The 16,248-nt window shown below is 43.5% G+C and carries 15 protein-coding genes; 7 read left to right on the top strand and 8 right to left on the bottom strand.

All coding sequences use genetic code 11. From position 1 onward, the window contains the following. Positions 1 to 6: 6 nt before the first annotated feature. Positions 7 to 1,233 carry an ADP-forming succinate--CoA ligase subunit beta gene (gene sucC, locus ACQY73_RS05280; protein ID WP_428662460.1) on the bottom strand — a complete coding sequence of 409 codons (1,227 nt, stop codon included), beginning with the start codon at positions 1,231 to 1,233 and terminating at the stop codon, positions 7 to 9. Between the two features lie 381 nt (positions 1,234 to 1,614). On the opposite strand from sucC, the gene ACQY73_RS05275 reads away from it, so the two are divergent. Next, positions 1,615 to 2,334, top strand: coding sequence for a DUF1361 domain-containing protein (locus ACQY73_RS05275; RefSeq protein ID WP_428662457.1), 720 nt, complete (start codon positions 1,615 to 1,617; stop codon positions 2,332 to 2,334). Positions 2,335 to 2,349: 15 nt separating this feature from the next. Here ACQY73_RS05275 and ACQY73_RS05270 read toward each other — a convergent pair whose 3' ends face one another. Then, the gene (locus ACQY73_RS05270; protein ID WP_428662454.1) at positions 2,350 to 3,381 is read right to left on the bottom strand and encodes a phytanoyl-CoA dioxygenase family protein; all 1,032 of its coding nucleotides are present in this window, start codon (positions 3,379 to 3,381) and stop codon (positions 2,350 to 2,352) included. Between the two features lie 56 nt (positions 3,382 to 3,437). Continuing rightward, on the bottom strand, positions 3,438 to 4,157 hold the full coding sequence (locus tag ACQY73_RS05265) for a GntR family transcriptional regulator (protein ID WP_428662451.1): 720 nt from the start codon (positions 4,155 to 4,157) through the stop codon (positions 3,438 to 3,440). Between the two features lie 67 nt (positions 4,158 to 4,224). On the opposite strand from ACQY73_RS05265, the gene nuoK reads away from it, so the two are divergent. From nuoK to ACQY73_RS05250, 3 genes are all read left to right on the top strand, one after another. Continuing rightward, the gene (gene nuoK / locus ACQY73_RS05260) at positions 4,225 to 4,539 is read left to right on the top strand and encodes an NADH-quinone oxidoreductase subunit NuoK (RefSeq protein WP_428662449.1); all 315 of its coding nucleotides are present in this window, start codon (positions 4,225 to 4,227) and stop codon (positions 4,537 to 4,539) included. Positions 4,540 to 4,633: 94 nt separating this feature from the next. After that, a complete protein-coding gene (locus tag ACQY73_RS05255) occupies positions 4,634 to 5,920 on the top strand; it encodes a GWxTD domain-containing protein (protein ID WP_428662447.1) in 1,287 nt (428 codons plus the stop codon). Between the two features lie 100 nt (positions 5,921 to 6,020). Beyond that, a complete protein-coding gene (locus ACQY73_RS05250) occupies positions 6,021 to 6,827 on the top strand; it encodes a sugar phosphate isomerase/epimerase family protein (RefSeq protein WP_428662444.1) in 807 nt (268 codons plus the stop codon). Between the two features lie 68 nt (positions 6,828 to 6,895). Here ACQY73_RS05250 and ACQY73_RS05245 read toward each other — a convergent pair whose 3' ends face one another. Continuing rightward, positions 6,896 to 8,470 (bottom strand): OmpP1/FadL family transporter, encoded by a 1,575-nt coding sequence (locus tag ACQY73_RS05245; protein ID WP_428662442.1) that lies wholly within the window; start codon positions 8,468 to 8,470, stop codon positions 6,896 to 6,898. 212 nt (positions 8,471 to 8,682) lie between these two features. After that, positions 8,683 to 9,921, bottom strand: a complete 1,239-nt coding sequence (locus ACQY73_RS05240; protein WP_428662439.1) for a hypothetical protein — start codon at positions 9,919 to 9,921, stop codon at positions 8,683 to 8,685. A gap of 399 nt (positions 9,922 to 10,320) precedes the next feature. Here ACQY73_RS05240 and proS point away from each other — a divergent pair, with 399 nt between their 5' ends. Together proS and ACQY73_RS05230 are read left to right on the top strand one after the other, a co-directional pair. Continuing rightward, positions 10,321 to 11,796 (top strand): proline--tRNA ligase, encoded by a 1,476-nt coding sequence (gene proS / locus ACQY73_RS05235; RefSeq protein ID WP_428662437.1) that lies wholly within the window; start codon positions 10,321 to 10,323, stop codon positions 11,794 to 11,796. Between the two features lie 97 nt (positions 11,797 to 11,893). After that, complete coding sequence (locus ACQY73_RS05230; RefSeq protein WP_428662434.1) at positions 11,894 to 12,325, top strand: FKBP-type peptidyl-prolyl cis-trans isomerase; 432 nt, start codon at positions 11,894 to 11,896, stop codon at positions 12,323 to 12,325. 66 nt (positions 12,326 to 12,391) lie between these two features. On the opposite strand, the gene ACQY73_RS05225 is transcribed toward ACQY73_RS05230, so the two are convergent. From ACQY73_RS05225 to ACQY73_RS05215, 3 genes are all read right to left on the bottom strand, one after another. Continuing rightward, entirely contained in the window at positions 12,392 to 12,877 is a 486-nt protein-coding gene (locus tag ACQY73_RS05225) for an NADH-quinone oxidoreductase subunit A (protein WP_428662432.1), read from the bottom strand. Positions 12,878 to 12,985: 108 nt separating this feature from the next. After that, entirely contained in the window at positions 12,986 to 13,465 is a 480-nt protein-coding gene (locus ACQY73_RS05220) for a YbjN domain-containing protein (RefSeq protein WP_428662429.1), read from the bottom strand. A gap of 141 nt (positions 13,466 to 13,606) precedes the next feature. Continuing rightward, positions 13,607 to 15,796, bottom strand: a complete 2,190-nt coding sequence (locus ACQY73_RS05215; RefSeq protein ID WP_428662426.1) for a glutamine synthetase III — start codon at positions 15,794 to 15,796, stop codon at positions 13,607 to 13,609. 104 nt (positions 15,797 to 15,900) lie between these two features. Here ACQY73_RS05215 and ACQY73_RS05210 point away from each other — a divergent pair, with 104 nt between their 5' ends. After that, positions 15,901 to 16,239, top strand: a complete 339-nt coding sequence (locus tag ACQY73_RS05210) for a low molecular weight protein tyrosine phosphatase family protein (RefSeq protein WP_428662423.1) — start codon at positions 15,901 to 15,903, stop codon at positions 16,237 to 16,239. Positions 16,240 to 16,248 lie beyond the last annotated feature (9 nt).

Genomic DNA, 16,248 nt, shown 5'->3' with positions numbered 1-16,248 from the left:
AATCTTCTAGTTTACACCCAAAGACTTCAATACTTCAGTTACTTTGGCAGCAGCTTCTTTGAATTCAATGGCTGAAAATACTTTCAAACCTGATTCATTGATGATGCGCGCACCTTCTTCGGCGTTGGTTCCCTGCAGACGCACGATGATCGGCACCGGAATATTCCCGATGGCCTTATAGGCTTCTACAACACCGGTTGCCACACGGTCGCAACGAACGATACCTCCAAAGATATTGATAAGGATGGCCTTAACGTTAGGGTCTTTCAGGATGATACGGAATCCGGCCTCTACCGTTTTGGCATTGGCACCACCCCCTACGTCGAGGAAGTTGGCAGGCTCACCGCCTGAAAGTTTGATCAAATCCATGGTTCCCATGGCCAAACCGGCACCGTTTACCATACAACCTACGTTGCCGTCGAGTTTTACGTAGTTAAGGTTGCTTTCTCCCGCTTCCACTTCGAGGGGATCTTCTTCGTTGGTATCGCGCATCAGGGCCAAATCAGCGTGGCGAATCAGGGCGTTATCGTCCAAATTCACTTTTGCATCAATGGCCATGATCTTATCGTCTGAAGTTTTCAACACAGGGTTGATCTCAAACATAGACGCATCCGATTCCCAATAAGCAGTATACAAAGAAGTGATAAATTTCACCATTTCTTTGAAGGCATTGCCTGACAATCCGAAAGCGAAGGCAATTTTACGTGCCTGAAATCCCTGCAAGCCTACACGAGGGTCAACCCACTCTTTGATGATCTTTTCGGGTGTATGCTCAGCTACTTCTTCAATGTCCATACCACCTTCGGTACTTGCCATGATAACGGGGCAACCTTTGGCACGGTCGAGCAGAATGGAAATATAAAATTCTTTGGGTTCAGAAGCGCCCGGATAGTAGGCATCTTCCGCCAAAAAGATTTTGTTTACTTTTTTACCTTCAGGACCCGTTTGGTGAGTAACCAAAACATTACCCAAAAGGTTGGTAGCGATTTCACGCACTTGGTCAGGTGATTTTGCGACTTGCACACCGCGTTGTTCCAATCCCTTGATCTGACCTTTACCGCGCCCACCCGCGTGGATCTGCGATTTTACAACGACGAATTTAGAACCTGTACGCTCAGCAATAGAACGATAAGCTTCTACGGCGCGCTCAGGGGTATCTACCACGATGCCGTCTTGAATACGGACACCGTATTTTTTGAGTATTTCTTTACCTTGGTACTCGTGGATGTTCATAATAGGTATTCCGGTGAGTGTTTGTGATTTTTTGTTTTACCGTGCCAAATTACGGAAAATAACTGAATGAGAAATAGGATTTATCCGGTTTTGCTATATTCCTGTAGAATAAGAGAAAGAATGTGGAAGAATAAGTTCTTTTGTATTCCCTGCCGCAAGATCATCTGTCAGTATCCGGTTGCTCTTTAGTGGAAGCCGATAATCTCCCTTGTATAGATTGGCTCATGTCGGTCAAAGAGTTGAATGTAAGGTAATTGTAATAAGAAATGAAAAAATATAACTTAAAAATGTATTTTACGTAAGAGGAGAAAACTTTTCACAGGAAAGATAAACGGAGAGGATGATTTAGACGTTCTTGTAAGAAATCAATACACACATGCTTTGCTGAAACGTTTATTTAATCGATTTTGGAAGTATCGCTTCTTTATTTCCGACCCTCCAATTATCACAGTGGAAGGGCTTTATCCGCTTTTACTCCTTTTACTTTTGAGTTTAGTTGCGCTTACGTATCACATGATACGTATCCAATTTAAAGAAGCCGTCGATTTCTCAATGGATTGGAATTTATTTTTAAGTTGGATTCCGGTCCTGATTGCTTTTATGGTAGACGTGACGGTAAAACGGTTTGGTAAATTGCCTAAATGGGTAGCGTTTTGGAGTATTGGCTGGTTGCTTTTTTTTCCAAATGCCCCTTATATGATCACCGATCTGCTGCATTTATCGGTCGATATGGGAAGTGATCTTACATGGCACGATATCATTATGCTGTTTTATTACGCCGAAGTAAGCCTTTTCAACGGACTTATCTCTCTGTATTGGATGCACCGCAGTTGGCAAAAAACATATACAAATACAATAGGGAACATTTTATTGGTAATCAGCTTGCCAACAGCCGGTTTCGGCATTTATTTGGGTCGTATTCGTCGTTGGAACAGTTGGGACATTATCCACAATCCTGATGAATTATTGAGTGCGGTCTGGCAAAGTCTTACCGACCGCACTGCATTAATTCTAAGCTTCGAATTTGGCCTATTGTTAAGTATGCTATATTTGGTATTATGGGTATTATTGCGCTTTCGAATCAGGCACATCAATGATTAAGCTAATTCGCTTACCTTATTTATTCTCCCATTTTTCGCCCGCTTTCAATATATTTTCCTGAACTCCAAAATCAGGGTTTTGATAAATACCTACGCCGTTATAATGTTCTGTCACAGGAGGTTGCCCGAACCGATGGCGGTGAAAAGGAAGGGCTTCTTCTGTCGTGTAATGGCACACATACGATTTACGCGTTTGGTCAGGATTGGTAATGATACCACCACCGTGCGCCAAGGCAGCATGCCAGATCAATACGTCACCTCTTTTAATGAGAAGTGTATCTTTCGGGAGTTTTAGATCAGCACATTTTGTATCAAGATAATCGGCAAATTCGAGCGCGGTTCTGGTAGAGCGGTTGTTGTATAAAATGCCGTTGCCGAAATTGAATTTTGGCATTTTGTGGGAGCCTATATAATAATACAACGGACCTGAATCAATTTTTATATCTTCCAAAGGAATCCACGCTGCGGCCAAATGGCTCGGGATTTTGGCTGTAACCCACGGAAAGTCTTGGTGAGTAGGTTGCTGGCTGCCATACATAAACGTCAGGCTTTGCATAACTACCGTCTTTTGCTGAAAAACAGCATCCAGAAAATTAACAATGGCCGGGTGAGTCATTAACTTCTTGCCTGCTACCGAAAGGTTATGGAAGTCATTTAGTTTGACGTATTTCTCTTTAAGATCATCTTTTGTAAATTCTTCAATATGACGCTCGCGAACGGGGTCAAACTTTGGAAGGTCAATCCGGGCCCACATTTTATATTTTTGCGGATGCTCTACCAATTCTTCCACATCTGCCCAAAACAGATCAAGTAATTCTGATTGAATGGACTGCTCAAGAATAACATATCCGTTTTTTTGCCAAAACTTCAATTTTTCCGCCAAGTTGTAAGAAACCTCAAATTTTGGTTTATACTTTTTTATGAATTCATCCACATTGGCGTCAGCCCGATCGATCCACGGAAGTGTTTCTTCATCAAATTCCGTTTGTGGAAACAATTGTTCTTTGGTGGCAATGGCCTTTTGTTTCAGTGTTGATAATAATCCCATGATAAAGCGAGGGTTGGATGAATGTTTTCCAAAGATAAAAGTATTCAGAGATATTCTCAAAATCTTCCTTTCAGCAAATAAGTGCCCGTACATGCATACAGCGAAGAATAGATGGTAAAATGAGGCCGATTGGTTTCGATGCATTTTTCGAGACGCAAAACGGGCGTATTTTCAGCAATGCCCATAATAGTTGTCAATGGCGCTTGTGCCGCAGTAGCCCAAACTTTCTCTTCACCACCTTTTACAATAACATTATAACGATTTCGAAAAACGCCGAACAGCGAGCGATTTTCTAATTTTTGTTTATGAAAATCAGGCACTTCAGCCGACGGGAAAGCCAATCTTTCATAGAAAATCACTTCTTCATTGACCCGTCGCAAACGCTCCAGATAATAAAAAGCGCCGGCGGTATTAGGGGGAGTAAAAAGAAAATGTTCAGGAAATGGCATTAACTGAGGCTTTTTAAGTATCTCGGTTCGGATATCTTCTTCTTTGAGAGTGTGGTTGGGGTGGTGCGGTTTGATCGACAGCATTCCCAAACCGATGGGAAGTGGTTGCACTACACTGCCCTTACCTTGGTATTTTTTGATGAAGCCTTCCTCGGCCAACATCGAAAGCGCTTGGCGAACAGTAGGTTGTGTTAATTTATACGTCTGCTGAAGTTCTTTTTCAGAAGGCAATAAACTGCCGATTTCATAAACGCCTTTTACGAGCTGTTGACGCAATGTTTCGTACAAATGTTGGTAATGCGGGAGACGACCGGAGACTTCAGACATTGATAAAAGGTTTTTATTAAGGCAAAAATAGCGCCTCTTTTTTGAATATTTTTCTTAACATTGCATCATGCAACCAGTTGTTCCGATCCACTATTTCCTTATCGTTGCGGCGGCATTGTTCAGCATTGGACTTGCTGTCATGATTACCAAACGTAATGTCATTGCCGTACTGATTGGCGTTGAATTGATTTTAAATGCGGTCAACCTCAATTTAGTGGCTTTTTCTCAATACGACCCTTTACACCTTGAAGGCCAATTGTTTGCCTTGTTTGTAATGGTGGTAGCGGCCGCAGAGTCGGCAGTAGCGCTGGCTATTATACTGAAAGTATACCGTCATTATCAAACTACTGATTTAGACAAAATCAATTCGATGAAAAAATAGGTCCATTATACGCGATTAAGTGGATTTTTACGTTTTTATGAAAGTAAAAAGAGACCGCTTTTATATACTGCAAAGCGGCAAAACAAAAGAATATATGAATCGTATTGGCCTGATTTTATTTTTTTTGCTTGCAATCACGGTGGTTAGTGAAGCACAGCAACCTTCCAAAAACAGGAAACGTAAAGGCGAAGCCCAAACTGCGGTTGCGACAGGAGTAGACAATGTAACCATTTTGGGGATTAAAAGTAAGTTTTTAAGCAGAGACACCAACTCGATCACTGTTTTTATGCGGGTTGATCTGACCAAGCCCAACAGTGTGCCTATTCGATGGAAAGATTTTACGGATAAATTTACCCTTAACTACGTTCTTTATCCTGATTTTGCATCTCGCGAGCGCTTGGGCTATGGCAACATCCCTCTGAATAATGAGCAAAATGTGATTCAGCTAAGTTCTACTAAATTCATGATTCGATTTGAGGTGAAAAGGCCTGCCAATCACGCTACGGCGGTTCTTTTGGCAGAAATCTCAGAGATCGGAACCACTAAAAAAGTGCTTAATGATTTAGCGGTTCGATTCAGCACGCCAAAACTCAGCGACCGATTTGCTTTATTTGAGCGCACGGGTCAGGTATTGATGCACCAAAATTACGTCAACGTCAACGACACATTGCTCATTAAAGACATAAACAAAACGGTGAAGCCTTTGTACGTAATGCGTTATAGACACGATTTTGAGGCGGCCACTTCACCCATGAATACCACCCCGCGCAATGCGCCGCGCACTTTAGGGATTGATACAACTTTTATGATCAATACGAGTACGCCGATTACTTTTTCGAAAGAAGGATTATATTATATGACGGAAGATACAACCGATGCTACGGGCATTGGAATTGTAGTAACCAACAAACGTTTTCCTAAAATGACACGGCCTACGGAGTTGGTTCGCCCGGTCATGTACATGAGTCAGAATCAGGAAATAAATGAGCTTCTGGGAACAAAAGACCCGAAGAAATCCCTTGATCGCTATTGGCTCACGTTGATGAATGGAAATACTGATTTGGCCAAACGTACCATAAGCGTTTTTTATAATCGCGTAGAAGAAGCAAATCGGCTTTTTACCAGCTATAAAGAAGGTTGGAAAACAGACAAAGGAATGATCTTTATCGTCATGGGTTCCCCTGATCGGGTTCAACGCAGCAAAGACCGTGAAGTATGGGTCTATTCACAGCGAGCCAATTTTTCTGAAATCAACTTCACATTTAATCGCCGTCCGAACCAATTTGTAGAAGACCATTATGAACTTCAGCGCTATGTAGAATACCAGCCCATCTGGTATCCGATGGTCGAAGCATGGCGCACGGGCGCAATAAGAGATTAAGAAATTGTTGCACCGGAAACAGGATTGTTTTGTAACTAAGCATTAGAATTGTGATTGTTTGTTCTTAAATGGGTTACTAACATTTCAATGCTTACAATTCATGCAACTTAAATTCTTTTGCCCTAAATGGGGCTTGGAAAGCCTTTCCTTTGCCGATGCTGCCAAAAAAGTAAAAGCCGTCGGCTACGATGGCATGGAAATTTCCGCATCGCCCAACCAATCCGCCGAGGCAATCAGGGTGATGCGCGAGCATGGGCTCGAAACAATATTGATGGCTTTTGGCGGAGGGGATAAATTCCCGGAACATAAAGCAAAATTCAAGCAGGATCTGGAACAAATAGCGGCAGCCAAACCGCTTTTTATCAATACTCATACGGGCAAAGATTATTTCTCGCATGAACAAAATTGTGAGTTGATTCAAGTCGCGTTAGATGTGCAAAAAGCTGCCGGTGTGCGAATATTGCACGAAACCCACCGAGGGCGATTTACATACAGCGCCCCGGCTACCCAACACTATTTTGTGACCTTTCCTGAACTTCGTCTCACGGGTGATTTTTCGCATTGGGTCAATGTATCGGAATCGTTATTAGCCGATCAAGTTGCCAACATGGAACGCTCTATTCAGCGTACCGACCATATTCACAGCAGGGTAGGGCACCCGGAAGGGCCGCAGGTAAATGATCCGCGTGCGCCGGAATGGAAATACTGTTTAGAGGCGCATCTTGGTTGGTGGGATAAAATAGTGGAAACGCATCGAAAGAAAGGCTCACAGGTGCTAACCGTCACGTCGGAATTTGGGCCTGCGCCGGGCTATTTGCCAACGCTTCCCTTTACGAATTTGCCGGTAGCAAGTCAGTGGGATATAAATGTGTATATGAAGGATTTACTGAAAGAAAGATATAAGTAAAACACAATTGGTGTTAAAACAAAAACCCGACGGCATCGTCGGGTTTTTGCATAAAGGGAGTAGCTGATTTAGAAGAACAACCCGATGGAACTTACTACATTGATGCTGTTCACGTTCAACTGAGCTGAAAAATAATTATTTGGATCATTGAGCTGATAAGGGGAAAACGCATCCTTGGTTTGCAAATAAGTACCCGCCAGATCAATGTAAAAACGTTCGTTACGATACCCTAACCCGCCTGAAAAAGAAATCTTAGCGCGGTTTAATTTGCCTTCGACGTTATAGTTTTGGCTATAGATATTCGGCATATAACCTACACCTGCTCTTATACGGAAAGTATTTAGCCGAGCTTCGCCCCCCGCGCGCAAATTCACTACATTGTTGTAGGTAGATTGGATCAAGCGACGATTATCGGTGCGAAACTGGTTATCACTGGAAGTGCTGATCCCCATCCCTTTATAGCCTACGTATTCGGCCGTTGCCGTGATGAATCCTTTTTTACCAAAGAAGAAAGTAACGCCTCCCGTGGCTCGGAATGGTGTACGCATACTGTATTCAAAATCGTAAGGCTCGAGCGTCACGCGGTTGGTAGGCAATTGGTCAAAAGCTTGCTGTCCTTGCCCGTTCGTGACGGGATTTCCGTTAGAGTCATAAATTGGAACGCTGTTGTTAGCCACGTCTACCCCTACTTCTTCTTCATACGTCATTTGCATATTACTCCATGTTGGGCTGTGAATGGACGCGCCTAATTGCAGGAATTCATTGGCTTTATAAATCACCCCCGCCGACAGAAAGATTCCTGTTCCGTTGATGTTTATATCCTCGCGATAATCCAGTCCGCGAAAAGCGCCGCCGTTGACAAAGCGTTCGGCATAGTTCTGTTGACGGATGTACGTATGACGTGAAAAACCACCTGAGACACCAAGGTATAATTTGTCAGCGTAATTGCCGGCATAAGCAAACGTCCATTGAGAAGAGCCGCCCGATAATTCTACACTGCCGGTTTGTTGAAACGAAGACCGTGATAAAGGAACAGGGCGACGATAAGGGCCATTGGCCGACAGCGCGTCAATTTGATAAAGATTGTAAAAAGCGGATTCGATGGAGTAGGGGCGGCCGTTGTTATAGTCGTTTTCAAGCGTTGTAACCGAGACGCCGCTTGCCAATTCCGCAATATTGTCGATCATTGAGCTGCGATTGTTGGTGCCTCCGTATGAAAATTGTGTGTTTGCATTTACCTGCCGGGAATAACTGATCCCAAATGAAGTGCGGCGCCATTCGCGGTTATAGCTTTGAGGATTACCGGCCAAGATCAATGAAAATTGTGATAAGTTCGCATTGGCCTTTTGATCGGTCGTGGTAGTGCCGATGTAGCCCGCTTTGTTATTGATGGAATAAAAAGTAGGGCTAAGGCTGATCTCTGAGCGATTAAAAAAGGCAAGCCCCGCAGGGTTGCCGAAAATATTGCTGGCATCTCCTCCAAGTGCAGTTTGATTTCCGCCTACACCCTGAAAACGCGCCGTTCCGTTTTGAGTAATTTGAGATAATTGGGCAGCCGCATTGGAATAAAGGCGACTTTGTGAAAAAACGTGAGTTGAGGTCATCCCGACGACAATTCCCACTAAAATGTGACGTGTTCTCATGGCAGATTTAAAACGATTTCCCCGTTGAAATAATATAATATAGTGTGAGTTATTTATTGTTAAAAGTACATTTATTGGTAATAAAAAAACCTCGCCATTCAAAAATAGCGAGGTTTTTTATGAAAGCGAATTTTGTCATTTCTTTTTACTGAACGAACGGTTATTGAGATGAGAAAAGAATTATTTCTTAATCATTAACCCATGTCTTACTGCTAGCGTGGCCCGCGTGAAGAGCCGCTGCTGCTGTGACTGCTGCTTGAGCTACTGCTGCTGCTTGGACTGCTATAACTTGGGCTTGGGCTGCTGTAGCTGCTTCGGCCGCTGTTACTGTTGTTATAAGAATTCGAACTGTTGTTGCTATAAGAACTGCTCCGCTGGTTGCTGTATGAACTGCTGCTTTGATCGCCGTAAGAGCGGGTTGCTCCTCCGCGAGTGCCGGAAGAATAGCCTGAACTTTGCGAAGAAGGCGAGCTATACGTGCTGCTTGAGCGGCTGCCGGAATTAGACGAATAACCATCGTACGAACGGTCAGCGCCACCGCGTGGACGGGAATAATATCCGTCGCTCGTTGTTGAAGTGCTGCTGTTGGTACGGGCCGAAGGATCATAGCTCTGACGACGGCCTTCGTTGGTATAACGGGGACTGTTGTCGTTATTGCGGTTATAAGCGTTGGCTGAACGATCTACACGATTGTAATAATCAGTTCCGGGACGACGACGTGCGTCAACAATCTGAATGTTGTTGGTGGGGCCGTTGTACCAAACGTTGTTATTCCCGTAGTAACTGTTACCATAGCCATAATAGCTGCTTCCATAGTAACTGTAAGGTGAGTAGAACGAATTGTAGCCCCAGGGACTGCCAAAGCTTGAATATCCACCCCAGGCAGAATATGGAGAATAATACGAGTAAGGTGAATAGAAAGGATCGCTGTAAGCAAAGGCAGAACCATAACCGTAAGGGCTTCCGAATCCAAAACGATAAGGATTGCCGAAATAAGAACCGTATCCGTAGCCAAAGCCCAGCATCAACGCCGAACCGGTACCGAAACTGTTCATACCATACGAACGATACGGATTATTCCAATAACTTCCCCAGTTATTATTCATTGCTGTTTGGTATCCATCTGAAAATCCTGAATTGTATCCAGCATTGGGACCTACATTACGTTGAATTCCTCTTGAACTCAAATAGGATTCATCATAATAATCATAATTTTCAGCGTTAGTATTAGGCTGTTGCTGGCCGGTCGTGTAGTCGGGATTGTAATTGCGAAGGCTTCTTTTTTCTTCATCCTGACTGCCCGACTTTGCTGCTACTGCTACACTGGATGAATTACCGTAAAGGTCGTCGTACTCGGCGTCGTTGCCGGCGGTGTACTGTTTAGAGTTACACCCCCATAAACTAACCAAGCCTACTGCCGACAAAATGGTGAGTGAACGAAAGGTTTTCATGGTTATTTAAAGTTTTTGTTCCTACGATTTAAAAAGAAAATCAGAGTCTCTATATACTATGAACGTCAATTTGGCTGATATTGATTCAGTTTCGTCACAAATTTAAGATAAAAAAGTATCTTTGCAAGAACTTTTTAGAAAAAAAAAGGAAGGATTTTATGGTAAAAGGTGCTGAAAATCAAATAATTATAAATGTAACTGCGACACTAAATAACGCAAGTTGCTGATTTCGAGCAATTAGTATAGTATGAGTGTGGATTTTACGTTTTTTTGGGATAAAAAAATGTTTTTTCAGTATTTAAGAAGTTATGAATTAGGAAGTTAAGCGGTGTGATACGTGAGCAGAAGCGATAATTCTATTCAATAAAGTTTAAAACAAAAATTTACATAAACAAAGCAATGGCAAACGCGATACCCAGCCGTAGTGAAAATTATTCTGAGTGGTACAATGAATTAGTAAAAAAGGCTGATTTGGCCGAAAATTCAGCCGTAAGAGGGTGCATGGTCATCAAACCGTACGGCTTTTCAATTTGGGAAAAAATGCAGCGTGCATTGGATGATATGTTTAAAGAAACAGGTCACATGAATGCTTATTTCCCGTTATTTATTCCCAAATCATTTTTAAGCAAAGAAGCGAGCCACGTAGAAGGTTTCGCCAAAGAGTGTGCCGTTGTAACACATTACCGCCTCAAAAATGCGCCTGATGGAAGCGGGGTTATCGTAGACCCGGATGCTAAATTAGATGAAGAATTGATCGTGCGTCCTACTTCCGAAACGGTTATTTGGAGTACATATAAAAATTGGATTCAATCGTATCGCGATCTGCCTTTATTGATCAATCAATGGGCCAATGTTGTTCGTTGGGAAATGCGTACCCGTTTGTTTTTGCGCACCACTGAATTTTTGTGGCAGGAAGGACACACCGCTCACTCAAGTTCTGACGAAGCAATGGCCGAAACTCGTCAAATGCTGGAAGTCTATGCGCGCTTTGCGGAAGAATGGGCCGCCATCCCCGTTATAAAAGGGTATAAAACGGCCAATGAACGTTTTGCGGGGGCTGAAGAAACACTGTGTATTGAAGCCATGATGCAGGATGGAAAGGCACTTCAAGCCGGAACATCCCACTTTTTAGGCCAAAACTTTGCCAAGGCTTTTGACGTGAAATACCAGAGTAAAGCAGGTACGCTTGAGTATGTATGGGGAACTTCCTGGGGGGTAAGTACCCGCCTGATGGGAGCACTTGTAATGGCTCATTCGGATGATTCGGGCTTAGTATTGCCGCCTAAACTGGCACCGATCCAAGTGGTGATCGTTCCTATTTACCGTAGTGAAGAACAACTGGCACAGATTTTTGAGAAAGTAAAAGAAATCACGGCAGGCCTTCGCAAAAAAGGAATCAGTGTGAAATTCGATGATTCTGATGCCAACAAGCCCGGTTGGAAATTTGCCGAATATGAATTGAAAGGTGTGCCTGTGCGTTTAGCACTGGGTGCCCGTGACCTTGAAAACGGCACAGTTGAGGTGGCTCGTCGTGATACAAAAGAAAAAACGACGGTGCCGCTGGAAGGAATTGTGGATAGAATTGAAACGCTGTTGGAAGATATTCAACAGAATATTTATGCTAAAGCGTTGGCGTTCCGTACTGCAAATACCTATCAGGTAGATGATTATGCTGAGTTTAAAAAAATCCTGGACGATAAAGGAGGGTTTATTTTGGCTCACTGGGATGGAACTTCCGAAACCGAAGAACGCATTAAAGAAGAAACGAAAGCAACAATTCGTTGTATTCCATACAATGCTCCTGAAGAAGAAGGTAAATGTATTCTGACGGGGCAACCTTCAAGTCGGCGTGTGTTATTTGCGCGGGCTTATTAGTAAAACTTTTTAGGTTGGATTGAAGTTGATTTTATTTCAGCAAGTACAACTTAAAATAGAGCAATCAATAAAATCAATCATTCAAAACAACAACAAAATGAGTGTAGCAAAATCAGGAGATACCGTAAAGGTACATTACAAAGGCACCTTGACCGACGGTACTGTTTTTGATTCGTCGGAAGGACGTGAGCCATTGGAGTTTGAACTCGGCTCAGGAATGGTGATTCCGGGCTTCGACAACGGAATTCAGGGAATGAGCATTGGAGATAAAAAAACAATCGATATTCCGGTAGAAGAGGCCTACGGCCCTTCGCAGGATGAATTGGTTTTTCCATTCAACCGTTCTGATCTACCCGACGATATTCCGTTTGAGGTAGGAATGCAATTAAACATGCACCAAGACGGAAATCCACAACCTGTGCCTGTAACGGTAGTGGATGTAACGGATTCGCAAATTTTGGTAGATGCCAATCACCCATTGGCGGGTCAGGCCTTGATATTTGAAGTAGAACTCGTAGGCGTGAAATAACAACTCCGGACTAAGAGCCGTAAGAAGTTTAAATAGACGTTAGAATGATCTAGTCATCTCTAACGTCTATTTAACATTTATAGGCTGTTTGCCGTATTTTTCGTTCACTTTCTGATACAGATCATTGGGTATTTTACTATCCAAAACAGGTACTTTAGGCTGAGGACGTACCCAATCCAAATATCCTTTGCCCCAAGCGTAAGCCAGGCCCAGTACCAAAATTCCCACAAAAATCAACATCTCCACCAGCGAGAACCAACCCCACAAACCGCCTGTTTGTTGGATAAGAGGAGCTTGGCCAAAAACAACGGCCCACGGAAATAAAAAAACAAGTTCCACTTCAAACAAAAGGAAGACCAGCGCCACTACATAAAAACGCACGTTGAATTGCACGTTGGCATTTCCTATGGGATCCTCGCCTGATTCATAGGTCGTTAATTTCTCTTCATTGGGCTTGTGAGGCCGCAGCACTTTGGCCAGCATCAGCATCGAAACGATGAGGACAATGGCCGTAAATATAAATAAGAGAATAGTGCCGAATTCAGAAACCATAGCTTGTTTATCCTTGCAAATACGCTGACGTTACCTAGTTATGAAAGCGTAAAAATAGCCAATCGTTTTGTAAAACGACCATGTAGGAAAAACAATTAATGCGTATTCTTAATTTGATAAGTTAGGAAACTGCGCTTTGAGTTCATCGTCCAGTTTGTCAGCCCAATATTCCAAATCGGCAATACAGGTAGACAATTCACTGTAATCCATCCCTTTAATGTCGCGCTCATAAGTGGCATAGACCATTTGGCTATTGGGCATGATCGTCAATTTTACGCCTAGTTTTGAATCGTTTAGTTCTAACAGATGACGGTAAAAAGCCAGCAAATTATTGGTCGGGATGGTCATGAGCGGAGAAAATACGCGTAGGTAATCACGACGGCTTCCATTGGAAAAATTCAATTTGTCGATCAAGACCTCAATATTGGCCGAGCCGTTTTTCCAACGCCAATTTTTACGCTCTGCATTATAGGTTTGCTCACGGGATAAACCTACGGATTCAGCATAGCAGTGAACCATTTCAACCACGCGACGGTGTTGCTCATCAAGGGCTGCATGAGCAGGATTGGGAGTTTCGGGAGTGTTCATATATGTTTGCTTTTGAATTGATAAGACAAAATAAATTGGATGAATAAAAAGAGGAAAAAAAGTTTATTAAACGGTAAAATTCCGGCATAAAAAAAGCCGCTTATCAGGCGGCTTTTTAATGAGAAACGAAGAAGATTTATACTATTTAACGAACAGCATTTCGCGGTATTTTACCAATGGCCAGTCTTCGTCATCGATCAGAAGTTCAAGCTTATCGACTTCGTAGCGAATTTTATCAAAATAGTCTTTTACTTCTGACCCGTATAACTCGGCGCGCTCGGGAATGCTTTCCGTATTATTGGCTTTTTTGCGGGCTTCGGTCATTGCTTCTACTGCCTGCTTAATGATGGATACTCGTCGAGAGATTTCTTTGATGAGTTCTTTCAGTGGTTGTGCTTCGTCGATCAATTCCAGCTCAACCAACGATTTTGCCGTTTGTGCTAATTGATGTTGGTATTTCACCGCCGTCGAAACAACGTGATTAAGCGCCAGATCGCCAATGACGCGCGATTCGATCTGGACTTTTTTGATGTAATTTTCCAGTTCGATCTCGTAGCGAGCGTGTACTTCACGTTCACTCAGAACGCCCATCTTTTCGAGCACCAGAATAGAAGCAGGATCAATGTATTTCCCTAAAGCCAATGGGGCTGAGGCAATATTCGAAAGACCGCGTTTGGCCGCTTCCTGTACCCAATCTTCCGAGTACCCGTTGCCTTGAAAAAGAATGCGTTTGGATTCACGGTAGTAATCTTTGAGAATATCTACGATGGCCAATTCTTTCTTTTCCCCTGTTTCAAGACGCGCTTCCAACTCTTTTCTAAACTCTTGGAGCTGATTTGCCACGATGGTGTTGAGAATGATCATAGGCGAAGCACTGTTGGCGCTTCCCCCCACGGCGCGGTACTCAAATTTGTTGCCCGTAAAGGCAAACGGTGAGGTACGGTTACGGTCGGTATTGTCGCGCATTAGAGGAGGTGTGCGCGTAATGCCCAGTTTATAAAATACATTGTCGCCTTTTTCCAATTGGATCTCGCCGCGATTTTCGAGGGTTTCCAACAATCGAATAAGTTCTTCTCCCAAGAAAATAGAAACAATAGCCGGTGGCGCTTCATTGGCTCCAAGGCGATATTCATTGCCCGCTGAAGCAATAGAGGCGCGTAGCAGATCGGCATGATCATGAACGGCTTTTACAACGTTCATCAAAAACGTTAAGAACCGTAATGTTTCTTTTGGTTTGGTGCTGGGTGCCAGTAAGTTAACGCCTGTGTCGGTCATCATTGACCAGTTGTTGTGTTTTCCGCTTCCGTTGATTCCCGCAAAAGGTTTTTCGTGGAAAAGCACTTTGTAATTATGACGTTCGGCGATTTTATTCATCAGATCCATCAACAACGCATTGTGATCAATGGCCAGATTGAGTTCTTCGAAGGTCGGGGCGCATTCAAATTGGCCGGGCGCTACTTCATTGTGGCGGGTGCGAACCGGAATGCCCAACTTCCATGCTTCATACTCAAAATCGACCATAAACGCATTGACGCGTGGAGGAATGGACCCAAAATAATGGTCTTCCAATTGTTGGCCTTTGGCAGGAGAGTGCCCAAATACGGTGCGCCCGGCCATGACCAAATCAGGGCGGGCGTAGTAAAGCGCTTTATCTACCAAAAAATATTCCTGCTCCGGGCCGAGCGTTGCAGTAACTTTTTCGACGTTGCGATCAAAGTAATACATTACCGCAGTAGCGGCTTTATCCAGCACATGTAATGCGCGCAAAATCGGCGTTTTGTAATCCAGTGCCTCGCCCGTATAGGAGATAAAGACGGAGGGGATACAGAGCGTTTTACCACCGGCACCATTGTCCATTAAGAATGCCGGAGAGCTTGGGTCCCAACCGGTGTAGCCACGGGCTTCAAAAGTAGCACGCAAACCTCCGCTTGGAAACGAAGACGCGTCGGGTTCCTGCTGTACAAGGGCACTCCCTTTGAATTTTTCAATGGCTTTGCCTGAAGGAGTCACATCAAAAAAAGCGTCGTGTTTTTCGGCCGTTCCGCCCGTAAGCGGCTGAAACCAATGAGTATAATGCGTAGCGCCTTTGGAAGTGGCCCATGCTTTCATGGCCGCAGCAACTTCGTCGGCAATCTCGCGGTCTATGCGGGAGCCTGATTTGATGGCATTGGATACTTTAAGGTAGGCTTCAGGAGTTAACAACGTTTTCATCACGTCGTCGTTAAATGTATATGAACCGTAGTAATCAGCTACTTTTTCTCCGGGACCGGATACGCTGATCGCTGTACGGTTGTAGGCCGTTTCGATGGCCTTAAATCGCATATTTGCCATTCTTAGGGTTTAGTTTGAGGAATGATTGAACTGTTTATGGAATACGCACCAAACATATATTTTTTTTGTTTGACTCACAAAAGTATTGAAAGCAATTTGAAGAAATGGTAAACGTTCTTTTTGTTTGCAGCCGAAATCAGTGGCGAAGTCCTACCGCAGAAGAAATTTTTAAAAATCAGTCCACTTTCTCAGTACGTTCGGCGGGAACATCGCCGCGGGCACGGATAAAAATTTCGGAGAAATTGGTTCATTGGGCCGATCTGATTTTTGTGATGGAGAAAAAGCACCGGGAGATTTTAAAGGCCTGGTTCCTGAGTTTAGGTGCAGAAAAACAAATCATTGTCCTGAATATTCCGGATGAATATGGATTTATGGACGCAGATTTGGTGGAAATGCTAAAAACTTCGACCGCTCCTTACCTCAATCAGCTTGATTATCACTAATTTTGCAGG

The sequence above is a fragment of the Runella sp. genome (genome assembly GCF_965279615.1).
Lineage (GTDB): Bacteria > Bacteroidota > Bacteroidia > Cytophagales > Spirosomataceae > Runella.
The sequence above is the reverse complement of the archived record's forward strand: the minus strand, read 5'-3'. Positions and strand labels throughout refer to the sequence as shown.

What these genes read in the sequence shown, in the direction of transcription:
- ACQY73_RS05225 (WP_428662432.1), bottom strand. Translation starts at nt 12,877, where the DNA reads ATGGTTTCTGAATTCGGCACTATTCTCTTATTTATATTTACGGCCATT.
- ACQY73_RS05265 (WP_428662451.1), bottom strand. Translation starts at nt 4,157, where the DNA reads ATGTCTGAAGTCTCCGGTCGTCTCCCGCATTACCAACATTTGTACGAA.
- ACQY73_RS05220 (WP_428662429.1), bottom strand. Translation starts at nt 13,465, where the DNA reads ATGAACACTCCCGAAACTCCCAATCCTGCTCATGCAGCCCTTGATGAG.
- ACQY73_RS05250 (WP_428662444.1), top strand. Translation starts at nt 6,021, where the DNA reads ATGCAACTTAAATTCTTTTGCCCTAAATGGGGCTTGGAAAGCCTTTCC.
- nuoK (WP_428662449.1), top strand. Translation starts at nt 4,225, where the DNA reads ATGCAACCAGTTGTTCCGATCCACTATTTCCTTATCGTTGCGGCGGCA.
- ACQY73_RS05240 (WP_428662439.1), bottom strand. Translation starts at nt 9,921, where the DNA reads ATGAAAACCTTTCGTTCACTCACCATTTTGTCGGCAGTAGGCTTGGTT.
- ACQY73_RS05230 (WP_428662434.1), top strand. Translation starts at nt 11,894, where the DNA reads ATGAGTGTAGCAAAATCAGGAGATACCGTAAAGGTACATTACAAAGGC.
- ACQY73_RS05270 (WP_428662454.1), bottom strand. Translation starts at nt 3,381, where the DNA reads ATGGGATTATTATCAACACTGAAACAAAAGGCCATTGCCACCAAAGAA.
- ACQY73_RS05245 (WP_428662442.1), bottom strand. Translation starts at nt 8,470, where the DNA reads ATGAGAACACGTCACATTTTAGTGGGAATTGTCGTCGGGATGACCTCA.
- sucC (WP_428662460.1), bottom strand. Translation starts at nt 1,233, where the DNA reads ATGAACATCCACGAGTACCAAGGTAAAGAAATACTCAAAAAATACGGT.
- proS (WP_428662437.1), top strand. Translation starts at nt 10,321, where the DNA reads ATGGCAAACGCGATACCCAGCCGTAGTGAAAATTATTCTGAGTGGTAC.
- ACQY73_RS05215 (WP_428662426.1), bottom strand. Translation starts at nt 15,796, where the DNA reads ATGGCAAATATGCGATTTAAGGCCATCGAAACGGCCTACAACCGTACA.
- ACQY73_RS05255 (WP_428662447.1), top strand. Translation starts at nt 4,634, where the DNA reads ATGAATCGTATTGGCCTGATTTTATTTTTTTTGCTTGCAATCACGGTG.
- ACQY73_RS05210 (WP_428662423.1), top strand. Translation starts at nt 15,901, where the DNA reads ATGGTAAACGTTCTTTTTGTTTGCAGCCGAAATCAGTGGCGAAGTCCT.